Source organism: Bradyrhizobium sp. 76, from assembly GCF_023073025.1.
Taxonomy (GTDB): Bacteria; Pseudomonadota; Alphaproteobacteria; order Rhizobiales; family Xanthobacteraceae; genus Bradyrhizobium.
Genome location: NZ_JADPIS010000035.1, coordinates 657,526 through 679,052, shown reverse-complemented (window position 1 = coordinate 679,052; position 21,527 = coordinate 657,526). Strand labels below are relative to the sequence as shown.

Sequence of the window (21,527 nt, the reverse complement as noted above, 5' to 3'; positions counted from 1 at the left end):
GGGCCATTTTAAGCTGCGCGGGGCCGCCCGGTGAACGCCGATGAAAGCTGTTAAAGTCTTTTTTTCAATTGTGTTTCTGGCAATTCTGGCCAGCAACGTTCGGCTGATCTCGCAGTGGAGCGAGAGCCGCGGCGTCTATGACGACATCTGCTATCTCAGGCAGGCGCATCTGTTCCAGCGCTTCGGCTGGCAGGGGCTCGACACCAGCCTTGCCCGTGAGACCGACGGTTATCTCGCCGCCAAGCTGCGCAGCATCGATTATCCGGACTGGAATGATCGGACGCGGGCGCCCTGCCACACCCAAACTGCCGACGGCAGCAAGCAGGTGATGACGCCCCCGCCGGGCACGGGCTTCGTGCTGGCGCTATTCCCGGAAGGGTTCCAGGTCGTTCCGCTCTATGTGGCGGCCAATGTGATCATTGCAGGCTTTACACTGTACGGGCTCTGGCGAGCGCGTGAGAAGGGCGCCTTGACGTTCGCCGCGTTATTCGGCGCGCTCTCGATCTACTTCATGATCAACCCGACCAAGGCGAGCTATTCGATGGCGCCGACCATGGTTGTCTGCGCGCTGGCGGGGCTGCTCACCGCAAGACTGTTCGTCGATGAAGGTCGGCGCCGCCTGCTGATAGTCGCGGCTGTCGGCGTTCTGCTTGGTCTGTCCGCAAGCTTTCGGATCGCGAACGTGGTTCTGTCGGCCGGCTACTTCCTGTTCTTCGGCCTGTCCTTCCTGATCTGGCGCACCCGCGAGACCTTTGCTGCCGGCCTTACGCTGGGCCTCGCGTTTCTCGTCGGCCTGTTGCCGGTGTTCGCGGCGAACCTGGTCAACTCTAGCAATCCACTGGTTTCGGCCTATGGCGGCCAGGATACCGCTGCGCCAAGTCTGGATCCTGCCGTCCTGCGCGCCTATCTCCGCGACACCCAGTTCCCGTTGGTCGTGATCGCCTGCGTCGGAACCGCGCTGCTGTGGCGCTTCGCGAATCATTCCGGCGTCAGGAAACTCGCGCTGCTGGTCGCCGGCAATCTCGCGCTGAACATTGCGTTCTTTGCCACGCACCCGGTCTTCACGCAGTATTACATCATCCCGATCTTGATGCTGTCGCTCTGGACACTGCTGTTTGTGGCCGTCCTCACCCGCAACCCGGCACGCGGTTTCATCGCCCGCGAGGCGGATGGACCGCGGGCGTCCGAGATGTTATCCCGCCCGGTAACATGACCGATCTCTCACTTTCCATTCTTCCCGAAGTTGCTGGCGATGCCCGGGCGATCGAACGGCTGCACGAGCGCACCTTCGGCCCCGGCCGCTTCGTGCTCAGCGCCTATCGTATCCGCGAGCATGTCGACCATCTGCTCCAGCTCTCCTTCACCGCCCGCATCGGCACGCTGCTGGTCGGCTCGGTCCGGCAGTTGCCGATCCTGATCCGCGAGACGCCGGCGCTGATGCTCGGACCGCTGACCGTCGAGCCGCCGTTCCGTAGCCGCGGGGTCGGCCGTCTGTTGATGGAACGTGCGCTGAAGGAGGCGAAGGGGAAAGGTCACCGACTGGTGCTGCTGGTCGGGGACGAGCCCTATTACAGCCGCGTCGGCTTCAAGCAGGTCGCCAAGGGCCGCGTCACCATGCCGGGCCCAGTTGACGCCGCCCGCATACTGGTGTTCGAGCTCGTCGACGGCGCCTTCGAGGGTGTGTCGGGCGCGGTCGGTCCGGACTGGAGCAAGGCACGAGGGTAAGTGGTTTCGGGATGGAGCGCAGCGCAATCCGGGAAACTGCCGCTACAGATGAACTGCCCCGGATTACGCTTCGCTCCATCCGGACTACAACGGTGCGAACTAGAAGCGCAACGGCGCCGCACATTCCGTCATTGCGAGCGCAGCGAAGCAATCCAGAATCTTTCCGCAGAGGCAGCCTGGATTGCTTCGCTGCGCTCGCAATGACGGTATGTGTCGGGGCCCTGAGGTCCCCGACACGAGCAAGCCTAGAACTTGAAGTTCGCGAACGCCCGCACGCCGATGCCGGGCATCAACACCTGGTCCTTGGTGTAGGACACCGAGTTGCGGATGTTCTCGTTGAGCAGATTGTTGCCGACGATACCCGTCGTCACCTCGCGCGCACCGAACCAGTTGCGGTCGAGCCTGGTCTTGTAGCTGACCTCGGCCTTCAGCAAATTGTAGCCCGCCGTCGGCGTCTCCGCGATGACGGCGACGTTGTTCTGAGCGAAGGCGTGCAACAGATTGACCCGCATCAGCCAGTTGTCGTCGCGCCAGAACACGCCGCCGCCCAGTCTCAGCGGCGGAATGCGCGGCACGTTGGTGCCGTCGGTGAAGGTGGCGCGGACCACATCGAACTGGTTCTCGAGGCCCCAGATGCCGCCCTGGAACGCACCGACGTCGAGCTGCGACTGGAATTCGCCGCCGCGGAAGTTCGCGTCGCGCTGCGAATAGACCGCCTGGTTCACCTCGGCGCCGGGCGTGCCGCACGAGGCAAAATCTTCGTCGCACATCACGCCGGTGAGACGGCGATAGATGAAGTTGTTGAAGTGCGTGTAGTAGACGGTCGCCTCGAACCGGAACGGCCCCGTCGCCCTGCGCAGGCCGACCTCGACGGACTTCGCGGTCTCGATGCCGAGGTTGGGGTTGCCGATGTCGAAGGTCGCGGTCGCATCATGCGCACCGCGCGAGAACAGCTCCGCCGCCTTCGGCGCGCGCTCGACATATTGCGCGGTGATGCTGCCGACCAGGCCGCCCGGCAGGTCCTGCAACAGGCCGATGCTGCCGCTCTTCGGCGTGAAGGACGGATTGCGGCCGATACCCGCCTGCGGCGTGCCGTCCGGCAGGAAGTCGGCGGGAAAATCCGGCGTCGTGCCGTGCAGCTCGACATGCTCGATGCGGCCGGCGATCTGCGCCCGCGTCGCGTCCGTGAACTTGAACTCGTTGAAAGCATAGCCAGCAACGCGCGTGCTGTTGTTCGGGTCCCACAGGCCGTTGAACAGCGTGCCCGGATTGTCCGGGCTCGGCGCGCTCAATTCCTGATGGCCGACCTGGAAGCCCAGCGCCGTCGTCACCTCGGCGAAGCGCGCGTTGAACGGCATCAGCTGCACCTCGGTGCGGATCTCCTGCTCCTTGTTGGTAAAAGTCTGCCGCACGCCGTCGGTGTTGGGATTGGCAGGATCGGCAAGCCCGATCTCGTTGTGTCGGTAGTCGGTCGCACCGGCCCAGAAGCGAACGACGTCGATCGCCGTAACGTCGGGATGGTACTCGCCCTTGACGTTGATCTTGGTCTGATGGCCGTCGATCCGCGTGTTGTGGTCGGCGCCGTCGATCCCGGGGATGTGGTAGAGCGCGTCGTTCTGCGTGATCGCCGCGCCGATATAGCCGCCTTGGAAAAAGTAGGAGCCGCCGATCGAGGCGCCGTCCGAGCGCGTCGCCGAGTTGGGCTGGCGTCCGTTGGCGACGGGCCGGGTCTGGTCGGCGAGGTATGGGTAGCTCGGGATGCTGTAGTCGGTGGTGTTGCGCCCGTAGACGTCGGCATGGAAGGCAAAATTGCCGCCGCCGGTGTCGAGCAGCACGCCGCTTTCGACGCCGCGGTCGACCGAACTGAACGCGCTGCGCGTCTCGGCGGTGATGCAAGGCGACGTCGCGGCGCTCGCGAGCGGCGCCTTGACCGGCAGGCCGAAACTCTGGAACGGCTGGGCACCGCAGTTCGGCAGCGCATCCGGAATCCGGTTGTTGGTGGCGCTGACGACGCCGCCGATCGAGGTCGAGCCGTAGCGCAGCGCGGCCGGTCCGCGCACCACCTCGACCTGGTTGGTCGCGAGCGGATCGATCGGGACGAAGTGGTCCTCGCCGAGATCGGAGGCGCCGCCGGCATTGGTGCCGTTCTCGACGATGCCGACGCGGTTGACGTCGAGCCCCCGGATGATCGGCCGGCTGGAGGCACCGGGCGCGAAGCTCGAGCCGGTGATGCCGGGCTTGGAGAACAGGAGATCGCCGAGCTGGCCGCCGCCCTCGCGGCGGATCTCTTCGTTCGGCACCACCGTGACGGTCGCGAACTGGTTGGTCACGATGGGCAGCACGCCCTGCTGAGGTGCGGCCGGCGCCGCGGCTGCCGGCGTGGCGTCCGCCGCGCGTTCGTGGCTGCGTGCCCGCGCGGTTCGCGTGGGTCGGCCCGGGTTGCGGGTCGGCACCACCGCCCTGCGCACGATGGGACTCGGGGCCGTCACGGTGACGGCGGGGATCTCGGTCGATGATTTATCCTCGGCCAGCGCCGAGGTGGCGGCGCCGAGCAGGAGCAGGCTTGCTCCACCAAGACGCTGCGCGCGCCGCAATTTGAATGACATGGTCCTGATTCCAGTCAGGCGCCGTCCGCAATGTTCGTCTGCTGATCGGAGGCGGCCTGCCGTCGCTGGGCGACGGAATTCGACTTCAACTGCTCCCGGGCACGCGCCGATTTGCGGCGAGTCCAGGCGTGATCAAGCGTTGTTGGAAGTCAGGACGCGGGAGGGGCGCGGGGCTGGAATGCCGTGCCGGCCGATTTCAGGTGGACGAATTCGGCGTCGGTGGTGCGGTAGAGCAGGTCGATCGCCTGCGGCAACAACAACACAGGCGGCGCCGCGAACATGACGGTGCCGGCCATTGCGACCAATGCGCAGATCGCGCAATTGTCCTCGCCCGGGTGCTCCCGGTCGGGAGCCAACGGCGATTGCCTCTCGACCGCCGCGCGGTCAATCGAGGCAAGGCTTTGGGGGCTGTCGGTCTGCTGAAGCGAGGACTGAGTGAGGGGAGCCGCCTGGGCGAACCAATGGCTGTGGCCGAACGTCAGCGCGAACTGCACCAGCATCGCGAAGATCGCGAGCCGGGCGCCGTGCCTGATATTCGACCGGAACCACTTCATCTGGAAACGTCACCCCACATCGCCAGGTGCCAATCCCCTCGGCGTTCCGCGATGTTATAATGTAACATCGCCCGATCAGTCAGCGGATGTCAACCGCTGTCGAGCCGAACCGAGCGGGCCGGCTCCTCGCCGTGTCGTGCGGGCAACTGAAAGATCTAGGCTGAGGACCTAACGAATGGCTACGGGGACGCGATTGATTGACTCAGTGCCAGCGCGAGGAGGCGGCATCAGAGGTTTTTGCTCTGGAGCCAGGTGCGGATGGCCTCGATGTGTTCTGCCTTGCGCTCCAGCGGCAGCCAGTGCCCTGCTGGCATGCTCGTCACGGTCAGGTCCGGGCAGGCCGCGCGCATCGGGTCACCTTGGCGATTTCCGATGATGCTGCAGATCTGATCAAAGTCGCCGTTAACGAACAGCACCGGCTGCGACAGGCGGCCGCCACTGGGTGCTTTGCGCGCATAGGCGATGTTGGCGTCGTCGTTCAGGTACCACGCGCAGGATGGGCGGAAGCCATGAGTCTTGACCGTCTGCACCAGCACGTCGAAATCCGCCGGCGGCCAGAGAGCGGGATCGGGCTCAGTCGGCGGTGCGCGGCGCCAAAGCGCCCTCCATTGCGCGTGACCATCGCATTCGGCGAAACCTTGCCGATGCCGGCGGGGTCGCCTGGCCGAAAGATCGACGCCAGCGATGCTGCCAAGTCTGCATCGAGGTCGGCGACTGCCGCCTCGAAGTGCGTGGTGTAGTAACGGTAGTAATCCCATTGGCCATCCGGATATTGGTCAGCCGGATAGATTGTTCGGTCGACCAGCGGGACGACTGTGCGCAGGGCGTGCCCGTCGGGTTGATATGCCAGCGAGGTCAGCACGACTCCGCGGCTGCGCTTTGGCTGATGCGCGACCAACTCACCGACCACAACACAGCCCCAGTCGTGGCCAACCCAGATCGCAGGCTTGCTGCCCAGGTGATTATGGAGTTCGGCCATGTCCGTCACGATTTCCTCGATGGTATAGGCGTCGTTGGCTGCGGGCGTGGAAGAGCCGCCGTAGCCCCGCAGATCGGGAGCGACGCAGCGCCAACCGTCGGCGGCAAACGCGTCCATCTGCGCGCGCCACATCAAACTGATGCTCGGCCAGCCATGGACGAAGATCATCAACGGTCCGTCGGCCGGCCCGCACTCGATGTAGCGCGTTGTCTGACGACGCGAGCTGAACGTGCGCTGGTGAAGTGGGTCTGTCATGATCGAGTAACTCCGCTTCTCATCGAACGCCCGCGCTGTTTGGGTGCTGCGAAGGCTGCGTTCAGAACTGCTCTTGTCCGCTGCGGGCGATGCCCGGACAGGGACACGCCTGCCCATGGTCGAGGAAGAACCGCCTCCAGATTTCCCAACGCCTACATTCGACCGGGTTCGGGGGCGAAGGCGCTCTGGAGCTTCCGGCGAAGAAGGGACGATGGGGTTTATCCAACTAACGGAAGCGAAGGGAGGCGGGTAAGCTCGGCCATGCTGGCCCGTAAGCCGCCTAGCGCCCTTCACGGACCCAGGTTGCAGCAAACGCGCCGAGCAGCAGCAACAGCCCGATCAGGCCGGCAAAGATCGGCAGCACGCCGACGCCCTTCACGACGCTGGCGTCGCGCATCCGCACGCCCATCCAGCCGTCACCATGGAAGACGCTCGCCGACCGGACCGGCAGGATGCGCGGCAGCTCGACGCTGGCGCCGTCGACCACGCGCACGGCGTCACCGCCGGTCGCCTGCGTCAGCGGCTTCAACGTCTCGGTGGTGGAGGTGACTTCCGAAAACTCCTTCGGATTGGTCGGGCCGACATTGATCAGCGCCTTCAGCGTGCCGTCGGTGGCTTGCCACAGGCCGAGCTCGCTCGCCGGCAGGCTGGCGCGCCATTCGCCGGGATCGCCGGCTGCAAGCGTCAGGTCGCGCGACACGCCGGACGGCGAGGTCACGCTCACCGGCTGAACGCTGTCCGCCATGGTCTGGCGCACCACCACGAGATTCTTGCCCTGCACCTGCAGGCGCAACGCTTCCTCGTCCAGATCCGGCTGCTTCATCAGCCAGTGCGACATCCGCCGCAACAGATCGAGATGCGGGCCGCCGCCTTCATAGCCGCGCGCCCACAGCCAGATGTGGTCGGAGAGCAGCAGCGCGACGCGGCCCTCGCCGAAACGCGACAGGAACAGCAGCGGCTTGCCGTCGACGCCCGTCATGACGGGCGGGTTGACCGCATTGCGGGTCTCGACGGTGCGGAAGAACCGGCTCCAGCGCGGCGGCTCGGAGGCCGAGCCCTCGAGGCCACGCGTGACGGGATGGCGTTTGCCGACGTCGGACAGATGCGCGTAGAACGGCTTTTCCGTCACCCCGACCGGTTCGGCCGGCAGCACCGAATCCAGCGGTGTGCGCCAGATGCTGGTGTTGGAGGCGTAGTCCGGGCCGGCCGAGACCAGCACCGCGCCGCCGGAACGCACGTAGCGTGCGATGTTGTCGAAATAAGCGATCGGCAGCACGCCCTGGCGGGCATAGCGGTCGAAGATGATCAGCTGGAATTCGTTGATCTTCTGTTGGAACAGCTCGCGGGTCGGAAACGCGATCAGCGACAATTCGTTGATCGGCGTGCCGTCCTGCTTCTCCGGCGGCCGCAGAATGGTGAAGTGGACGAGATCGACGCTGGCATCGGACTTGAGCAGATTGCGCCAGGTGCGCTCGCCGGAATGCGGCTCGCCCGAGACCAGCAGCACGCGCAGCTTGTCGCGCACACCGTCGATGGCGACGACGGCGCGGTTGTTCACCGGCGTCAATTCCCGCTCGAGCGGCGAGGCCTCGATCTCGACGATGTTCGGCCCGGAATGCTTGATGTCGACCTCGACGCTTGCCGCCTGGCCGCTCGAAAGCGTGCGCTCGTTGATGACCTCGCCGTCTCTGCGGACCGTGACCTTGGCGCGCTCGCCGCTGACGCCCTGGTCGTCGAGGCGGTAGGTGATGGTCTGGGGCTGCCCGACAATGCCGAAGCGCGGCGCGGCGATGACCGCGATACGGCGGTCGCGCTCGTCCTTCTGCCCGGTGATCAGCGCGTGCACCGGCGCCTGGAAGCCGAGCCCGGCGGCGTTGGCCGGAATGTCGTGGACGCGGCCGTCGGTGATCAGGAACGCACCGGCGACGCGGTCGACCGGCACGTCCGACAAGGCTGAGGCCAGCGCCCCGAACAGCTTGGTGCCGTCGGTCTCGCCGTCGGCCTGTCCGGCATCGACGACGCGGACCTCGAGCCCCTTGATCTTCTTCAGGCTGTCGACCAGCGCTTCCTGCGCCTGAGCGGCCTCGCGATTGCGATTGCCGAAATTCTGGCTCGGGCTCTTGTCGACGACGATTGCGGCGACAGAGGTGAGGGGATCGCGGTCCTCGCGGGTGAAGGAGGGATTGGCGAGCGCCAGCAGGAACAGCGCCAGCGCGGCCACGCGCACGGCGGCGCCGCGCGCACGCGCCAGCAGCAGCACCAGCGCGATGACGACGATCGCGGCCAGCGCGAGCCACAGCACGATCGTGGGAACCAGCGGCGTGAATGCGATGCCGTAATTCATATCGATCCTATTGCCCCAGCCGTTCGATCAGGGCCGGTGCGTGCACCTGGTCGGCCTTGTAGTTGCCGGTCAGCGTGTACATCACGATGTTGGCGCCGGCGCGGTAGGCGAATTCGCGCTGGCGGGGGTCGCCGCCGGTCACCGGCAGCATGGCCTGGCCGTCGGGCCGCACGGCCCAGGCGCCGGCAAGGTCGTTCGAGGTGATGATGATCGGCGAGACGCCGTCGCCGCCGCGTGCCGGCCGCTGCGCGCTGTCCTCGTCGTCTTCGCGCGGCAAGGTCTCGACCCAGGTCTGGCCGGTTGTGAAGCGGCCGGGGAAGTCGCGCAGGAGAAAGAAGGTCTTGGTCAGCACGTGCTCGCGCGGCACCGGCTCCAGCTCGGGCACGTCGAGCGAGGACAGGATCTCGCGGAGCGTCTGCATCGCGGGGGTCTGCGCGGCGCCGTTCGCGCCGGGCGGCGCTTCGACCGCGTCGCGGGTGTCGAACAGCACGGTGCCGCCCTGCTTCATATAGGCGTCGATCTTGTTGATGGCGTCCCGCGACGGCTTGGGCGCGCCCGGCACGATCGGCCAGTAGATCAGCGGGAAGAAGGCGAGTTCGTCGCGCGCCGGATCGATGCCGACGGGATCGCCGGCCTCGAGCGCGGTGCGCTGCGCCAGGAACAGCGTCAGTCCCGATAGCCCGGCCCTGACGATGGAATCGACGTCGGCATTGCCGGTCACGACATAGGCGAGGCGGGTCTGCGACACCGCCTTCATCGCGAACTCGTCAGACGCGCTGTCCGCGTGCGACGGCGTCGGCGCGAACGAGGCGAGGCCTGCGAGCACCAGTCCGACGACGATCATCGCGGGCGCGGCGCGGCGGCGCAGCAGCGCGGCAAGGCCGCCGCCGAGCACCGCGACGATAACGGCGTCGATCAGGAACAGCGCGAGCGCCGTCGACAGCAGCCAACCGCGCAAGTCCTGCGGCTCGGCATTGGTGTAGGTGGCGTGCCGGGCGCGCAGGCTCGCGGTGTTCAGGGCTGCGATACGGTCGGCGCTGGCAAGCGTGTTCACGGCGAGCGGTCCTTCTGCCGGACCATAGAAGCCCGGCGGATGATCGGGTGTGGCGCGGTCGCGATAATCCGCGGGCAGCGGCTTTGCGGCGGCCGGCGGCGGACCGAAAGCGCCGAAGCCGTCGAGGATGTGCAACGGCGCCACCGTCTCGGCGGTCCCTTCAGTGGCAACGCCTGCGCCCGGCTTGGCGGTATAGCCGGACATGTCGACGACGCGCCGCAGGATTTCGACGAAGGTGCCCGACATGGGCAGATCCGACCAGCGCATGTCGGCGCTGACGTGGAACAGGCTGACGACGCCCTTGCCGCGATGCTCGCCCGTCACCAGCGGCGTGCCGTCTTCCAGCGAGGCCCAGCTCTTGGTGGCGAGCACGGCGTCGGGCTCGGCCAGCACCTGGCGGCTGATGGTGACGTCCTTGGGGACCACGACGCCGGCAAACGGACCGTCAGCGGCAAAGGAGGCCAGATGTTGCGGCTTTTCCCAGGTCAGGCTGCCGCCGAGCGTCCGGCCGCCCTTGCGCAGCTTGACGGGAACGAGATCGTCCTCGGCCTGCGCCAGCCGCGGACCGGCGAACCGCACCAGCACGCCGCCCTGATCGATCCAGGCATTGAGGCGTTCGCGGATTTCCGGGGCGATGGTGCCGACATCGGCGAGGATGATCATCGGCAGCTTCTGGTCGAGGAACTGCGTGATGCCCTGCTGCGGCGAGCCCTTGTCGGCGAGCCGCACGTCGGCGAACGGCGCCAGCGCGCGGGTGAGATAGAAGGTCGGCGCCAGCAGCGGCTGCGCGGTCTCGCTGGTCGAGCCCGAGACGATGCCGATGGCGCGGCGGCGCCAGCGCTTGTCGAGCAGCTGCACTGCGCCTGCGGAGCGCTCACCGGCAATTTCAAGGCGCGTGATGTCGTTGCGCAGCTCGACCGGCAGGTCGAACGAAGCTTCGGTTTCCTTGTCCTGCGGGCCGAACGAGTAACGCGCTTCGCCGATCGGCGAGGCCTTCTGGTCCAGCGCGCGCACGGTGCCGATGGCGATGCCGCTGTCGGTGCGCAGCACCTTCACCGTCATCCTGGCTGCGGCATTCTCTGCCGCGACCAGCGCCAGGGCTGAGGAGGTGCCGCCTTCGAACACGGTCAGGCTGCGATCGCCGACGGTCTTGCCGAGGCCAGCCACGAATTCCTCGCCGCGACCGGTGTCGACGCTGTCGGAGAGCCAGGCGATCTCGCAGTCGCCGGTCGCCTTCAGGAAGCGATCGATTGTGGTCAGGGTCTCGACGCGCTCGATCGAATACGGCTTCGGCGTGAGCTGCCGCAGCGCGACGCGCGCAGCGCCCGCCGGCATCAATGTGATATCGCGGTTCGGCTCGGACAGCGGCACCAGCGCAATCGCACGGCGGTCGTTCTCGGCACTGGCGATCAATTCGTCGGCGGCCCTGATCCGGATGTCCCAGTTCGAGGCCGCGCTCCAGCCGTCGTCGAACATGATCATCAGCGGCGCCTTGCTGGCGGCCGCGCCTGTTTGTGGATTCCAGATCGGGCCGGCGGCGGCGAAAATGACCAGCGCGGCAGCCAGCAGCCGTAATGCGGTCAGCCACCACGGCGTCCGCGATGGGGTCTCTTCACGAGGCGCGATGTCGAACAGCAGGCGCGTCGGCGGAAACTCGACGCGGCGCGGCCGCGGCGGCATCACGCGCAACAGCCACCACAGCACCGGCAGGCTGACGAGGCCGATCAGGAGCAGCGGTTCGGTGAAGGCGAGCGGCAGTCCCATCATGCTGCCGGCCCCGCCTTGATCGTGGTGGTGCGGGCGCCCGACTTGCTCACCTGCATGCCGGCATGCAGGAACAGCAAGAGCTCAGCGGCCGAGCGGTCGGTGGCGTGCGTCGTGAACAGCCAGTCGAGCTTGTTGGTCTCGGCGCGGATCTGGTCGCGGTGCAGCGCGAGCCGCGCGGTGTAATCCTGCGCCCAGCTCTCGGCGCGGCCGGCGGTGATCACGCCGAACCCTTCGGGCTCGACGAACTCGACGCGGCCGGAATACGGGAATGATTCCTCGGCGGGATCGACGACCTGGACCAGCGTGCCATGCGCACCGGAGCCGGACAGGCCGGCGAGCGTGGTCCTGATCTCGGAGATCGGCGACCAGAAGTCCGACAGCACGATCGTCTCGGCCAGCGCCGCGGGCACGAAGGACGGCGGCAGGCTCAAGCGGTCGGCATCGTCATGCAGCATCGCCTGCGCCATCTTGTCGATGACGCTGCGGCTCGCGGTCGGTGCCATCAGCCCGGGAATGCCGACGCGTTCGCCGCCGGAGACGAGCAGCTCGGCCAGCGCGAAGGCGACGATCAGCGTCCGCTCGAGCTTGGATTCACGCGCCTGCTTTGAAGCGAACGCCATCGAGGGCGAGCGGTCGGGCCAGATCCAGACCGTGTGCGAGGCTTCCCATTCGAGCTCGCGGACATAGAGCAGATCGTCGCGCGCCGAGCGCCGCCAGTCGACATTCTGCGACGGCTCGCCGGAGACGAAGCGGCGGTATTGCCAGAAATTTTCGCCGGAGCCGGCGCGGCGACGGCCGTGCAGGCCGTGGATGACGTTGGCGGCGATGCGGCGGGCCTCGAGCACCAGGCGCGGCAAGGAAGCTGCGAGCGTGCGGCTTTCGCCATCGGCACGTCGGATCGCGATGACCTCCTTCGCTGCGTGCCCGTTCTCCGCCGCCATCAACCGATCCGTGTTTTCAATTGCCGGATCACGTCCGGAATCGTGCGGCCTTCGGCGCGCGCCTGGAATGTCAGCGCCATGCGGTGCTTCAGCACGGGCTCGGCGAGGTCGAGCACGTCGTCGATCGAGGGCGCAAGGCGTCCGTCGATCAGCGCGCGTGCGCGCACCGCGAGCATCAGCGATTGGCTGGCGCGCGGGCCCGGTCCCCAGGCGATGAATTTGCTGGTGTCGCCGCCATCCGGACCCGGACGGGCCGAGCGCACCAGCGACAGGATCGCCTCGACCACGGAATCGCCGACCGGCAGCCGCCGGATCAGTCGCTGCGCGGTGATGAGTGCATCAGGGGTCATCGCGCCCTTTGCCAGCGTCTCGTCGGCGCCGGTGGTCTCGAACAGGATGCGGCGCTCGGCGTCACGATCGGGATAGTCGACGTCGATCTCCATCAGGAAACGGTCGAGCTGGGCTTCAGGGAGCGGATAGGTGCCTTCCTGCTCCAGCGGGTTTTGCGTGGCGAGCACGTGGAACGGCTTCGGCAGATCGTGACGCGCGCCGGCAACGGTGATGTGCTGCTCCTGCATCGCCTGCAGCAGCGCCGACTGCGTGCGCGGGCTGGCGCGGTTGATCTCGTCGGCCATCAGCAGTTGCGCGAACACGGGGCCGGAGATGAAGCGGAAGGCACGCTTGCCGGAGGTGCTCTCGTCGAGCACTTCGGCGCCGAGAATGTCCGACGGCATCAGGTCGGGCGTGAACTGGATGCGCTTGGCATCGAGGCCCAGCGTGATGCCGAGCGTCTCGACCAGCTTGGTCTTGGCGAGACCGGGGACGCCGATCAACAACGCATGGCCGCCGGAGAGGATGGTGACCAGCGTGTTCTCGATCACGCGATCCTGACCGAAGATGACGGACGCGATCGCATCCTTTGCCGCACGAATCTGGCTCGACACCTGCTCGGCTGAACGGACTACTCCGTCTTCGAGCTTCTCGACACTCTCAGCCATCCGTTAGCTCCTTCAGCCTGCCATGCGGCTCGCTTGCGTCGTCATGTCATCACGTCCTCAACTCAAGACGTTGGCCCTATGCTAGACTTGCAGGAAGGCCATGTATTCGTTGAATTAACCTATCCCCACCTTATCGGCTTAGGGATATGTAGGGCATCACGAAGTGGCGACCTCCACACCGGACGAATGCGGGGTGGAACCGAGCACCCGGATACAACGTAAACCTGCACCAATCGTGCCAAATGACCGATCGTGCCAAATGACAAAGTCAGGGCAAACCATGGCGAACCAAGGGCAGAGCGCCGATCGCGGTCTTGAGGGGCTGACTGCCGCTGCCAAAACTGCTGCCGATGCCGAAGGCGCCAAAAAGGGCCTGCCTCCGGTGCATTTGTGGAATCCGCCGTTCTGCGGCGATCTCGACATGCGAATCGCGTCCGATGGTACTTGGTTCTATTTGGGGACGCCAATCGGCCGTCATGCTTTGGTTCGCCTGTTCTCGACCATCCTCAAGCGTGAAGGCGACAAGCATTTCCTCGTCACGCCGGTGGAGAAGGTCGGCATTCGCGTCGACGACGCGCCGTTCATGGCGGTCGAGATGCAGACGGACGGCGAGGACAACCACCGCGTGCTCCGCTTCCGCACCAATGTCGACGACTGGGTCACCTGCGATGCGGCGCACCGGCTGCGCTTCGAACAGGCCAAAGACGGCGGGCTGACGCCCTATCTGCATGTCCGCGCCGAGCTATGGGCCAAGGTCACCCGCGCGCTCTATTACGATCTGGTTGACATGGGAGAGGAGCGGATGGTCGATGGCCAGCCGATGTTCGGTGTCGAATCGGCCGGCGAGTTCTTCGCCATGGCCGATGCGGAGCAGGTGAGGGCCGCGCTTTGAACAAGCCTATCTCCAGGAACGATCCCGCCGTAATCGGTGCGGCCGATTTCTTCGCCCGCTCCGCCGCGCGGCTCGGCTTCGACGTTCCGCCCGGTCTCTACGATCCCAACATCATTCCGGCCTCGGGCGATCCCGGCACCGACAAGATGCTCGAGATCATCGCGCGCGAGCAGCCGGTGCGGCCGGCGGCGGTCTTGATCGCGGTGGTCGATCATCCCGAGCCGACCATCCTCCTGACGCAGCGTTCGGCGCATCTGAACGACCATGCCGGCCAGATCGCGTTTCCTGGCGGCAAGATCGACGCGACCGACCGCTCGCCGCTCGATGCGGCGCTGCGCGAGGCCGAGGAGGAGGTCGGGCTGTCCAGAGACTTCGTCGAGCCGATCGGCTATCTCGATCTCTACGGCACCGGCTTCGGCTTCCGCATCCTGCCCACGGTTGCCAGGGTGCGCCCGGGTTTTGAGCTGACGATCAACCATTCCGAGGTTGATGACGCATTCGAAGTGCCGCTATCCTTCCTGATGAACCCGGCCAACCACCAGGTGCACAGCAAGGAATTCCGCGGCATGGAGCGGTCCTACTACGCGATGCCGTTTGCCGAACGCTACATCTGGGGCGCGACGGCCGGCATGCTGCGCGTACTCTACGAGCGGATCTATTCCTCATGATCCGCCCGATCCTGACCGAGATCGGAATCTTCCTCGTTCCCTTTGCCGTCTATGCGCTGTTCCTGGCCGCCACGCGTTCCGGCCTGTTCGTGCAATCGTCCTGGCCGATCACCATCGTCGCGCGCCTCATGCTGGCGGCGCTCGTGCTGGTGATCGCGGGGCTGATCGGCTTTGCGCATTTCTCCGGCGCCGCGCCGGATTCGACCTATGTCCCCGCCCATGTCGAGAACGGCAAGCTCGTGCCGGGCGTGGAAAGATAGGACCGGCCGATGAGCGCGGTGCCCATGCTCGCCGATGCGCCCTGGCTGATGTCGGGCGGGACCGCGCGCGTCCTGCAATTGCTCAACGCGGATGGCGAGGAGGCGCGGGTCGTCGGCGGCGCCGTGCGCAACGCGCTGCTCGGCCTTGTCCCCGGTGACATCGACATCGCGACCACGGCGCTCCCGCACGAGGTGATACAGCGCGCCAAGAGCGCCGGCATCAAGGCCGTGCCGACCGGCATCGACCACGGCACCGTCACCCTCGTCATCGACAGCCAGCCGTACGAAGTCACGACGCTGCGCGAGGATACCGAGACCTTCGGCCGCAAGGCCAAGGTCGCGTTCGGCCGCGACTGGGTGAAGGACGCCGAGCGCCGCGACTTCACGATGAACGGGCTCTCGGTCGATGCTGACGGCGTCGTCCACGATTACGTCGGAGGCGTCGCGGATGCGGCGGCGCGGCGCGTGCGCTTCATCGGTGATCCCGACCAGCGCATCGCCGAGGATTTCCTGCGCATCCTGCGCTTCTTCCGCATCCACGCCGCCTTCGGCGCCGGCGATCCCGACCGCGACGGCTATCTCGCCTGCATCCGGGGACGCGCCGGCCTTGCGAGCCTGTCGGCGGAGCGGCTGCGCATGGAGATGCTGAAGCTGCTGGCGGCTGGCGGCGCGTCCGCCGCCGCGCTCGCCATGGCCGATGGCGGATTGCTGCAGGCGCTGACCGGCGGCGTCGTTTATACCGGGCCGCTCTCGGCGATGATCGCGATCGAGCGCGAGCTTGGCCTCGCCGCGAGCAGCACGCGGCGGCTCGCCGCGCTGACGGTCGCTGTGACCGAAGACGCCAAGCGCGTCGCCACGCGTTTGAGGCTCTCCAATGCGGAAACCAAGGCGCTCGATTCGATGGGGCACCGCTGGTGGCGCTTGGCCACCAAGGGCGAAGCCGATGCGCGGCGATTGCTCTACCGGCTCGGCGCGGAGCGCTATCACGATCGCGTGTTGCTGGGCTGGGCGCGAGCCGGCGGTGACGTCGGCTCATCGCGATGGCGTGCGCTCGCCGAGCTGCCGCAGCGCTGGATTGCGCCGAAATTTCCGCTCCGCGCCGCCGACTTCATCGCGCGCGGCATGGCGGAAGGACCCGCGCTCGGACATGTCTTGACGCTCGCCGAGGACGCTTGGCTTGCGGCGGATTTTCCCCTAGGGGAAGCCGCACTCGCTTCCATCGCCGATCAAGCTGCGGCGCGAATCAGCCGCGACGAGAGAACGTGACCATCGTCTCAGGCTTCGCCGACATCTCGATCTTTCAGCTCCTGCTGGTCGCGTTGATGGCGTTGTTTGCTTCGATCATCGGTGGTCTCGCCGGCTACGGCACCGGCGCCTTGATGCCGCTGGTGCTGGTCCCTCTCGTTGGCGCCGAGCCCGTGGTGCCGATCATCGCGATCTCCGCGATCTTCACCAATTCCAGCCGCGCGGTCGCCTATCTCCGCTATGCCGATCGCCGCCGCGCGCTGATCGTGCTGGCCTGTGCGGCACTGACGACCGCGCTCGGCGCCTACGGCTATACGCGCCTCACCAATGCGGGGGCGGCGCTCGTGATCGGCTCCATGCTGATCCTGAGCGTGCCGCTGCGCCGTGTGCTCCGCCGCCGCCAGGTCAAGATCGGCGACACCGGTCTCGCGGCAGGCTCGGTCGGCTATGGCGTGCTGGTCGGCGGCACCTCTGGCTCCGGCGTGATCCTGCTATCGCTGCTGATGGCCGCGGGCCTTGAGGGCGCCGCCGTCATCGCGACCGATGCAATGATCTCGCTCGGCACCGGCCTCATCAAGATCTCGGTGTTTGGACTGGCCGGTGCCGTCACTGCGCAGGTGCTCGCCTTTGCACTTCTGATCGGTGCCATCGCGATTCCCGGCGCGTTCCTGGCCAAAGCCTTCGTCGAGCGGATGCCGGTACACATCCACACCGCGATCCTCGACGTCGCGGTGATCACGGGCGGGTTGGTGATGATCTCTGCTGCGGCGAGGCAGCTGATCTAACGCCGACAGGTGTCCCGCTGCGGGGTTTGGATCAGGCCGCAGGTCTAGTGTGAGGGACTACAGTCCAGTTCCTTGATCCTGCCGGCGGCATCAAACGCCAGGAGTGCACTCATCACGCCGGCACTGGTGATGTACGAGATGATGGTGCCGTCGTTGCGCCAGGGATTGAGGTCGTCCAACGTGCCCGCCGGATATTTTCGGAGGCGATCGACCCAATAGGCACGAAGTGCCTCGCGGCCGGTGATGGTTTGGCCACCGGCGCAGCCGCAGTGGACCACGGCGTCCTCGGCATAGAGTTCCAAAATCGCTTCGATGTCGCCCGCGCGATACGCATCAAGCCAGTCGACCGCAACGGCCATGGGATCAAAGGACATATTTTTCACTCACATGCGTCCAAATCTGGTTCAGGCCGGGGAACCACCAAGCCTCCTATGATTTTAATATCCCACCCGGCCACGGCCATATGCCGAAGGACATAGAGGACCGGGCCGAGGGCAAGATCGATGTTGGATGCGTCCGCCAGGCAGGGGATACTCAAGCCCATCCGGCTTTTGCTCGTCGATCCACAGCCGATCGTTTTGCAGGGACTGAGGTCGGTCCTCGGCACGCAGCCGGATTTCGACGTTGTCGCAGCGTCCAGCGATCGGACAAGCTGCCTCCAAGCAATTCGGAAGCTGACGCCTGACGTCGCGCTTCTTGCCGACAAGGTGCCGGATCTCACGGTCGCCGAGATCCTCGCGATCGTGAAGGCTGAGAAGCTCTCCACGCGCCTGGTGTTCTTCACCGAGTCCGACACCGACCACGATATGACTGCAGCCATCGCAGCCGGCGCCTGCAGCGCAATTTCGAAATATGCCTCTCCCGCTACGATGCTGCGATCACTGCGTCTGATGACGAAAAGCGGCGTGGCACTGGAGAAGTCCGATCTCTCGGCGACCGGCAAGGAAGCGGACGGCGACGGCAAAGTCGAAAAGATGCTGGAGCTGTTGACGCAACGGGAACGTCAAATTGCACGACTCGTGGCGGAAGGACTATCGAACAAGGAGATCGCGCGCCAGCTCAACGTTTCCGACGGGACGGTCAAAGTCCACCTGTACAATATTTTCCAGAAGCTTGAGATCACCAACAGGACTGTGCTCGCGACCATCGCGTTGCTGCAACGCCCCTCCGGCCTGGCCGCGCTCTCGCTGGCCTTTCTGGCGTTCGCTATTGCGGACGAACTCAAGGCGTCGGAAGCGAACGATATCTTGCCGGATGAGAACGGCGTCGGCCACGCGGACGAGCACGCGGGATACGAGCACGCGGCCTACGAGCCATGGAAAAAAGGGATTCTCCGGCACCTCGTCGTCTGGGAATCCGGCGAGACGCCCACGCAAGCCCAGAGAGATCTGTTCGCCAAGGCCGCCCAAATCACCAACCCGGCAGCCGCAATGGAAGCGCAGCGCACGGCCGAGCAGTCTGGAGGCTCGAAAGCGTGGACACAGCACGGTCCAGCAGGATCGAGCGCGCCCGATCTTCCGCGCTTGCTGCGAGAAGCAATCGACATACAGACCGGTGACGACCCGGCCCCGGAACATCAATTCCCGCGGCTTCTTTTCAATGCGACCTCGATGCACGGAGGGTATGGCAACTTTGCTATTCTCACCGGTGCGTTGATCTACGCACTGCAGGACCCTCATCTCGCCGCGCACGCGCATGACCTCCGTGACGCCTCGATCGACAGCATCCTGGCCGCCACCGAAGAGAGTGCGACCACAAAGCTGGCCGCGATCACCCATGCTGCCGCCAATCCTGACGACCATTCAGCCCCAAGTTTTCTTTCGCAGGATGTCCGCCTGTCTTCCGCCGTTGTGACCACTGGACACGACAATGCCGCTCAAGAAGGCGCTCTGGTTCAAAAAGGCGCAGGCGATGCGGGTGACAATCTCCATACACCTGTTGGCGCGGACCCTGGTCACGATGCCGGTAGCGGCGTAGGCGGCAACGTTGAAAAAATTGTTTATCGCTCCCCGATCGACTCCGAGTCTGACCATTTCAACTCGACCTCACCCGACACTGTGTTCGATTTCGCGTCGGGGCCGGGCAGGATCAATCTTGCGGCTTTCGGAGCGCTTGCCTGGCTGCATATGACGGCGGCAACCAAGTCTATACCGCCACATACACTCGCCTGGGTCTACGACTCCGCAAGCAATGAAACGATCGTCTATGTGAATGCGACCGATCGTGTCCTTGATGTCGGCGATCGCGGCCTGCTGGAAATCCATCTCGAGGGGATTGTGGCCGTTGCGGAGGCGGATGTCGGCTCCGAGCCAGATGGTGCGGCTGTTGCGACCACCTTGGAGCAGCTCGAAGCAGTGCTGATATCGGCGACCGAAACCGATGCGACTGTTTCGAGCAAGGATCATGTCCAAACCACTATCGAGGGGAGCGAGAGCTCGCTCGGGACGTCTGGAGCCTGGGCGATTCTGGCCAACGGCGGCTCGGGGTTCCAGTTTGGGCAGGCTCGCTTGGGAACGTCGACGAGGCTCGGAAGCTCCACCGGCGCATCGGCGGATGCAACGGAAGAGAGCGATGGTGCGTCTGCCGCGTCGGCTCACGGATCATCCATCGAGCTTGCGCATAGCGGGACGGCCCCGGTAGCCGCAAATGTCGCATCGAACAGTGGTCCGGCCAATACGGGCAACGGCGTTTCGTCGACTGCACCCAACGAGATCGGCCAACCCAATATCGTAACCGCCGACAACGCGGAGCACGGCAACTCGCAGCACGCTTCAGACCCATCGACTGAAGCTGGCTCCAAACCGGGCAACGGCGTCGGCAATGGCGCCGAGCATCACGATAAGGGCCCGGAGGCACCGGGAGGATCAGCGAAGAAGGCAGAACCAGACGGCGCGGAACACGGCAAAGCCGGGCACTCAAACGCTGCAAAAGCACCGGACGCAGCTAAGACCGATCCGGACGTCGCAACGGACGCCAACGCGGGTCACGGCAACTCAAAGCACGCTTCGGAGCCGGGGTCTGCAAAAGCGGCAGCCGACGAATCGACTGAAGCTGGCTCCAAACCGGGCCATGGCGTCGGCAATGGCGCCGAGCATCACGATAAGGCCTCTGAGGCTCCGGGAGGGTTAACGAAGAAGGCAGAACCAGCGGGCGAGGATCATGGTAAATCCGGGCACTCAACCGCACCGGACGCAGCCGAGATCGATCCAGGCGCTGCAACGGCTGCCGGCGCAGTCCACGGCAACTCGCAGCACGCTTCGAAACCAGAGTCTGCAAAGGCGGCAGCCGGCGAACCGACTGAAGCCGGCTCCAAACCGGGCAACGGCGGCGAGCACCACGCTTCGGCTTCTGATGCGGCGCACGGACCAGCGAAGACGGCAGAACCAGGGGCTGCGGAACACGGCAAATCCGGGCACTCATCCGCTGCAAACGCATCGGACGCGGCCGATATCGATCCGGGCGCCGCAGCGGCCGCCAACGCTGGCCACGGCAACTCGCAACACGCTTCGAAGCCAGACTCTACGAAGGCGGCAGCCAGCGAAGCAAGTGAAGCTGGCTCCAAACCGGGCAATGATGGCGGCCATGGCGCCGATGATCATCACGCTTCGGCTTCTGAAGCCGCGCAAGCATCAGCAACGACGGCAGAAACAGGCGGCGCGGAACACGGCAAATCCGGGCACTCATCCGCTGCAAACGCATCGGACGCAGCTGAGACCGATCCGGGCGTCGCAACGGCCGCCAGCGCAGGCCACGGCAACTCGCAGCACGTTTCGGAGCCGGGATCTGCAAAGGGAGCAGCCGCGGAATCGACTGAAGCTGGCTCCAAGCCGGGCAACAGCGTCGGCCATGGCGCCGAGCATCAGGCTTCGGCTTTTGATGCGGGGCAGGGACCAGCGAAGACGGCAGAACCAGCCACCGTGGACCACGGCAACCCGGACAACGAGTTACACTCGGCCTCTGCGAACGCGTCGCAAGCAGCCGACATCACAGAGCCGAGCGTCGCAGCAGGCGGTAACGCCGGACGCGGTAACTCGCAGCACGCTCTGCAATCTGCTGCAATCGCATCAGAAGAGGCACACCCGACCAAAGCTGCGTTCGAAACCGGCGGCCTGGACCAAGGACCGGTGTTCCGCTTCGATAAAGGCGCAACCCCTGCTACTCCTGTCGCGGTGGGTGAGCTTAAAAAACTCGATGATCCGCTGGGTTCGCACGTTCCGTCCAGTCAGGAAGAAGGCCTCGGGTTTAACGTCAACATCGTCCCTCATGCACTGAACGGACACGCGGACGATCACGGCAATAGCGGTGCGCATCAAGCCATTGTGCCTGTGCATCATGATTTGCTGATTTGAACTGTGATCGCGACGGGGCGATGACTGGCGGGCTCCGACTTTGGTGAGAGACTTCCCGCGACCGAACGTATCGGCGAGCGCATCTGCCTGGTCTCGCGTCTCAGA

General features: G+C 65.6%; 17 protein-coding genes. 8 read left to right on the top strand and 9 right to left on the bottom strand.

Annotated features, from left to right (window positions below; all coding sequences use genetic code 11):
* The first annotated feature begins 40 nt into the window (after positions 1-40).
* Both IVB48_RS10965 and IVB48_RS10960 read left to right on the top strand, forming a co-directional pair.
* The gene (locus tag IVB48_RS10965; RefSeq protein ID WP_247399916.1) at positions 41-1,213 is read left to right on the top strand and encodes a hypothetical protein; all 1,173 of its coding nucleotides are present in this window, start codon (positions 41-43) and stop codon (positions 1,211-1,213) included.
* The gene (locus IVB48_RS10960; protein WP_247399914.1) at positions 1,210-1,725 is read left to right on the top strand and encodes an N-acetyltransferase; all 516 of its coding nucleotides are present in this window, start codon (positions 1,210-1,212) and stop codon (positions 1,723-1,725) included. Before IVB48_RS10965 ends, IVB48_RS10960 begins: the two co-directional genes overlap by 4 nt.
* A 245-nt stretch (positions 1,726-1,970) precedes the next feature.
* Here IVB48_RS10960 and IVB48_RS10955 read toward each other — a convergent pair whose 3' ends face one another.
* The 8 genes from IVB48_RS10955 to IVB48_RS10920 form a co-directional block, all read right to left on the bottom strand.
* Positions 1,971-4,331, bottom strand: a complete 2,361-nt coding sequence (locus IVB48_RS10955) for a TonB-dependent receptor (RefSeq protein WP_247399912.1) — start codon at positions 4,329-4,331, stop codon at positions 1,971-1,973.
* A gap of 149 nt (positions 4,332-4,480) precedes the next feature.
* Positions 4,481-4,885 carry a DUF2946 domain-containing protein gene (locus IVB48_RS10950; RefSeq protein WP_247399910.1) on the bottom strand — a complete coding sequence of 135 codons (405 nt, stop codon included), beginning with the start codon at positions 4,883-4,885 and terminating at the stop codon, positions 4,481-4,483.
* A 227-nt stretch (positions 4,886-5,112) separates the two neighbouring features.
* Complete coding sequence (locus IVB48_RS10945; RefSeq protein ID WP_247399908.1) at positions 5,113-5,421, bottom strand: alpha/beta hydrolase; 309 nt, start codon at positions 5,419-5,421, stop codon at positions 5,113-5,115.
* Complete coding sequence (locus IVB48_RS10940) at positions 5,364-6,119, bottom strand: alpha/beta hydrolase (protein ID WP_247399906.1); 756 nt, start codon at positions 6,117-6,119, stop codon at positions 5,364-5,366. The genes IVB48_RS10945 and IVB48_RS10940 overlap by 58 nt, the downstream gene beginning before the upstream one ends.
* A 280-nt stretch (positions 6,120-6,399) precedes the next feature.
* Positions 6,400-8,463 (bottom strand): hypothetical protein, encoded by a 2,064-nt coding sequence (locus tag IVB48_RS10935; RefSeq protein ID WP_247399904.1) that lies wholly within the window; start codon positions 8,461-8,463, stop codon positions 6,400-6,402.
* Positions 8,464-8,470: 7 nt separating this feature from the next.
* Positions 8,471-11,284 carry a DUF4159 domain-containing protein gene (locus IVB48_RS10930; RefSeq protein WP_247399902.1) on the bottom strand — a complete coding sequence of 938 codons (2,814 nt, stop codon included), beginning with the start codon at positions 11,282-11,284 and terminating at the stop codon, positions 8,471-8,473.
* Positions 11,281-12,225 carry a DUF58 domain-containing protein gene (locus IVB48_RS10925; protein ID WP_027516391.1) on the bottom strand — a complete coding sequence of 315 codons (945 nt, stop codon included), beginning with the start codon at positions 12,223-12,225 and terminating at the stop codon, positions 11,281-11,283. Before IVB48_RS10925 ends, IVB48_RS10930 begins: the two co-directional genes overlap by 4 nt.
* On the bottom strand, positions 12,225-13,223 hold the full coding sequence (locus IVB48_RS10920) for a MoxR family ATPase (protein ID WP_027516392.1): 999 nt from the start codon (positions 13,221-13,223) through the stop codon (positions 12,225-12,227). Before IVB48_RS10920 ends, IVB48_RS10925 begins: the two co-directional genes overlap by 1 nt.
* A gap of 280 nt (positions 13,224-13,503) precedes the next feature.
* Between IVB48_RS10920 and IVB48_RS10915 the strand changes: the two genes are divergently transcribed.
* Genes IVB48_RS10915 through IVB48_RS10895 form a run of 5 tightly spaced genes read left to right on the top strand, consistent with a single transcriptional unit; the run spans position 13,504 to position 17,073 of the window.
* Positions 13,504-14,115 carry a DUF1285 domain-containing protein gene (locus IVB48_RS10915; protein WP_027568564.1) on the top strand — a complete coding sequence of 204 codons (612 nt, stop codon included), beginning with the start codon at positions 13,504-13,506 and terminating at the stop codon, positions 14,113-14,115.
* Positions 14,112-14,783, top strand: a complete 672-nt coding sequence (locus IVB48_RS10910; RefSeq protein WP_027568565.1) for a CoA pyrophosphatase — start codon at positions 14,112-14,114, stop codon at positions 14,781-14,783. The genes IVB48_RS10915 and IVB48_RS10910 overlap by 4 nt, the downstream gene beginning before the upstream one ends.
* On the top strand, positions 14,780-15,043 hold the full coding sequence (locus tag IVB48_RS10905; protein WP_018454951.1) for a DUF6111 family protein: 264 nt from the start codon (positions 14,780-14,782) through the stop codon (positions 15,041-15,043). The genes IVB48_RS10910 and IVB48_RS10905 overlap by 4 nt, the downstream gene beginning before the upstream one ends.
* 9 nt (positions 15,044-15,052) lie before the next feature.
* Positions 15,053-16,309: a CCA tRNA nucleotidyltransferase gene (locus IVB48_RS10900; RefSeq protein ID WP_247399900.1), complete on the top strand. Its 1,257-nt coding sequence runs from the start codon at positions 15,053-15,055 to the stop codon at positions 16,307-16,309.
* Complete coding sequence (locus tag IVB48_RS10895) at positions 16,306-17,073, top strand: sulfite exporter TauE/SafE family protein (protein WP_027568567.1); 768 nt, start codon at positions 16,306-16,308, stop codon at positions 17,071-17,073. The genes IVB48_RS10900 and IVB48_RS10895 overlap by 4 nt, the downstream gene beginning before the upstream one ends.
* Before the next feature lie 44 nt (positions 17,074-17,117).
* On the opposite strand, the gene IVB48_RS10890 is transcribed toward IVB48_RS10895, so the two are convergent.
* Positions 17,118-17,447 (bottom strand): nuclear transport factor 2 family protein, encoded by a 330-nt coding sequence (locus tag IVB48_RS10890; RefSeq protein WP_247399897.1) that lies wholly within the window; start codon positions 17,445-17,447, stop codon positions 17,118-17,120.
* A 129-nt stretch (positions 17,448-17,576) separates the two neighbouring features.
* Between IVB48_RS10890 and IVB48_RS10885 the strand changes: the two genes are divergently transcribed.
* The gene (locus IVB48_RS10885; protein ID WP_247399896.1) at positions 17,577-21,422 is read left to right on the top strand and encodes a LuxR C-terminal-related transcriptional regulator; all 3,846 of its coding nucleotides are present in this window, start codon (positions 17,577-17,579) and stop codon (positions 21,420-21,422) included.
* The last annotated feature ends 105 nt before the right edge of the window (positions 21,423-21,527 follow it).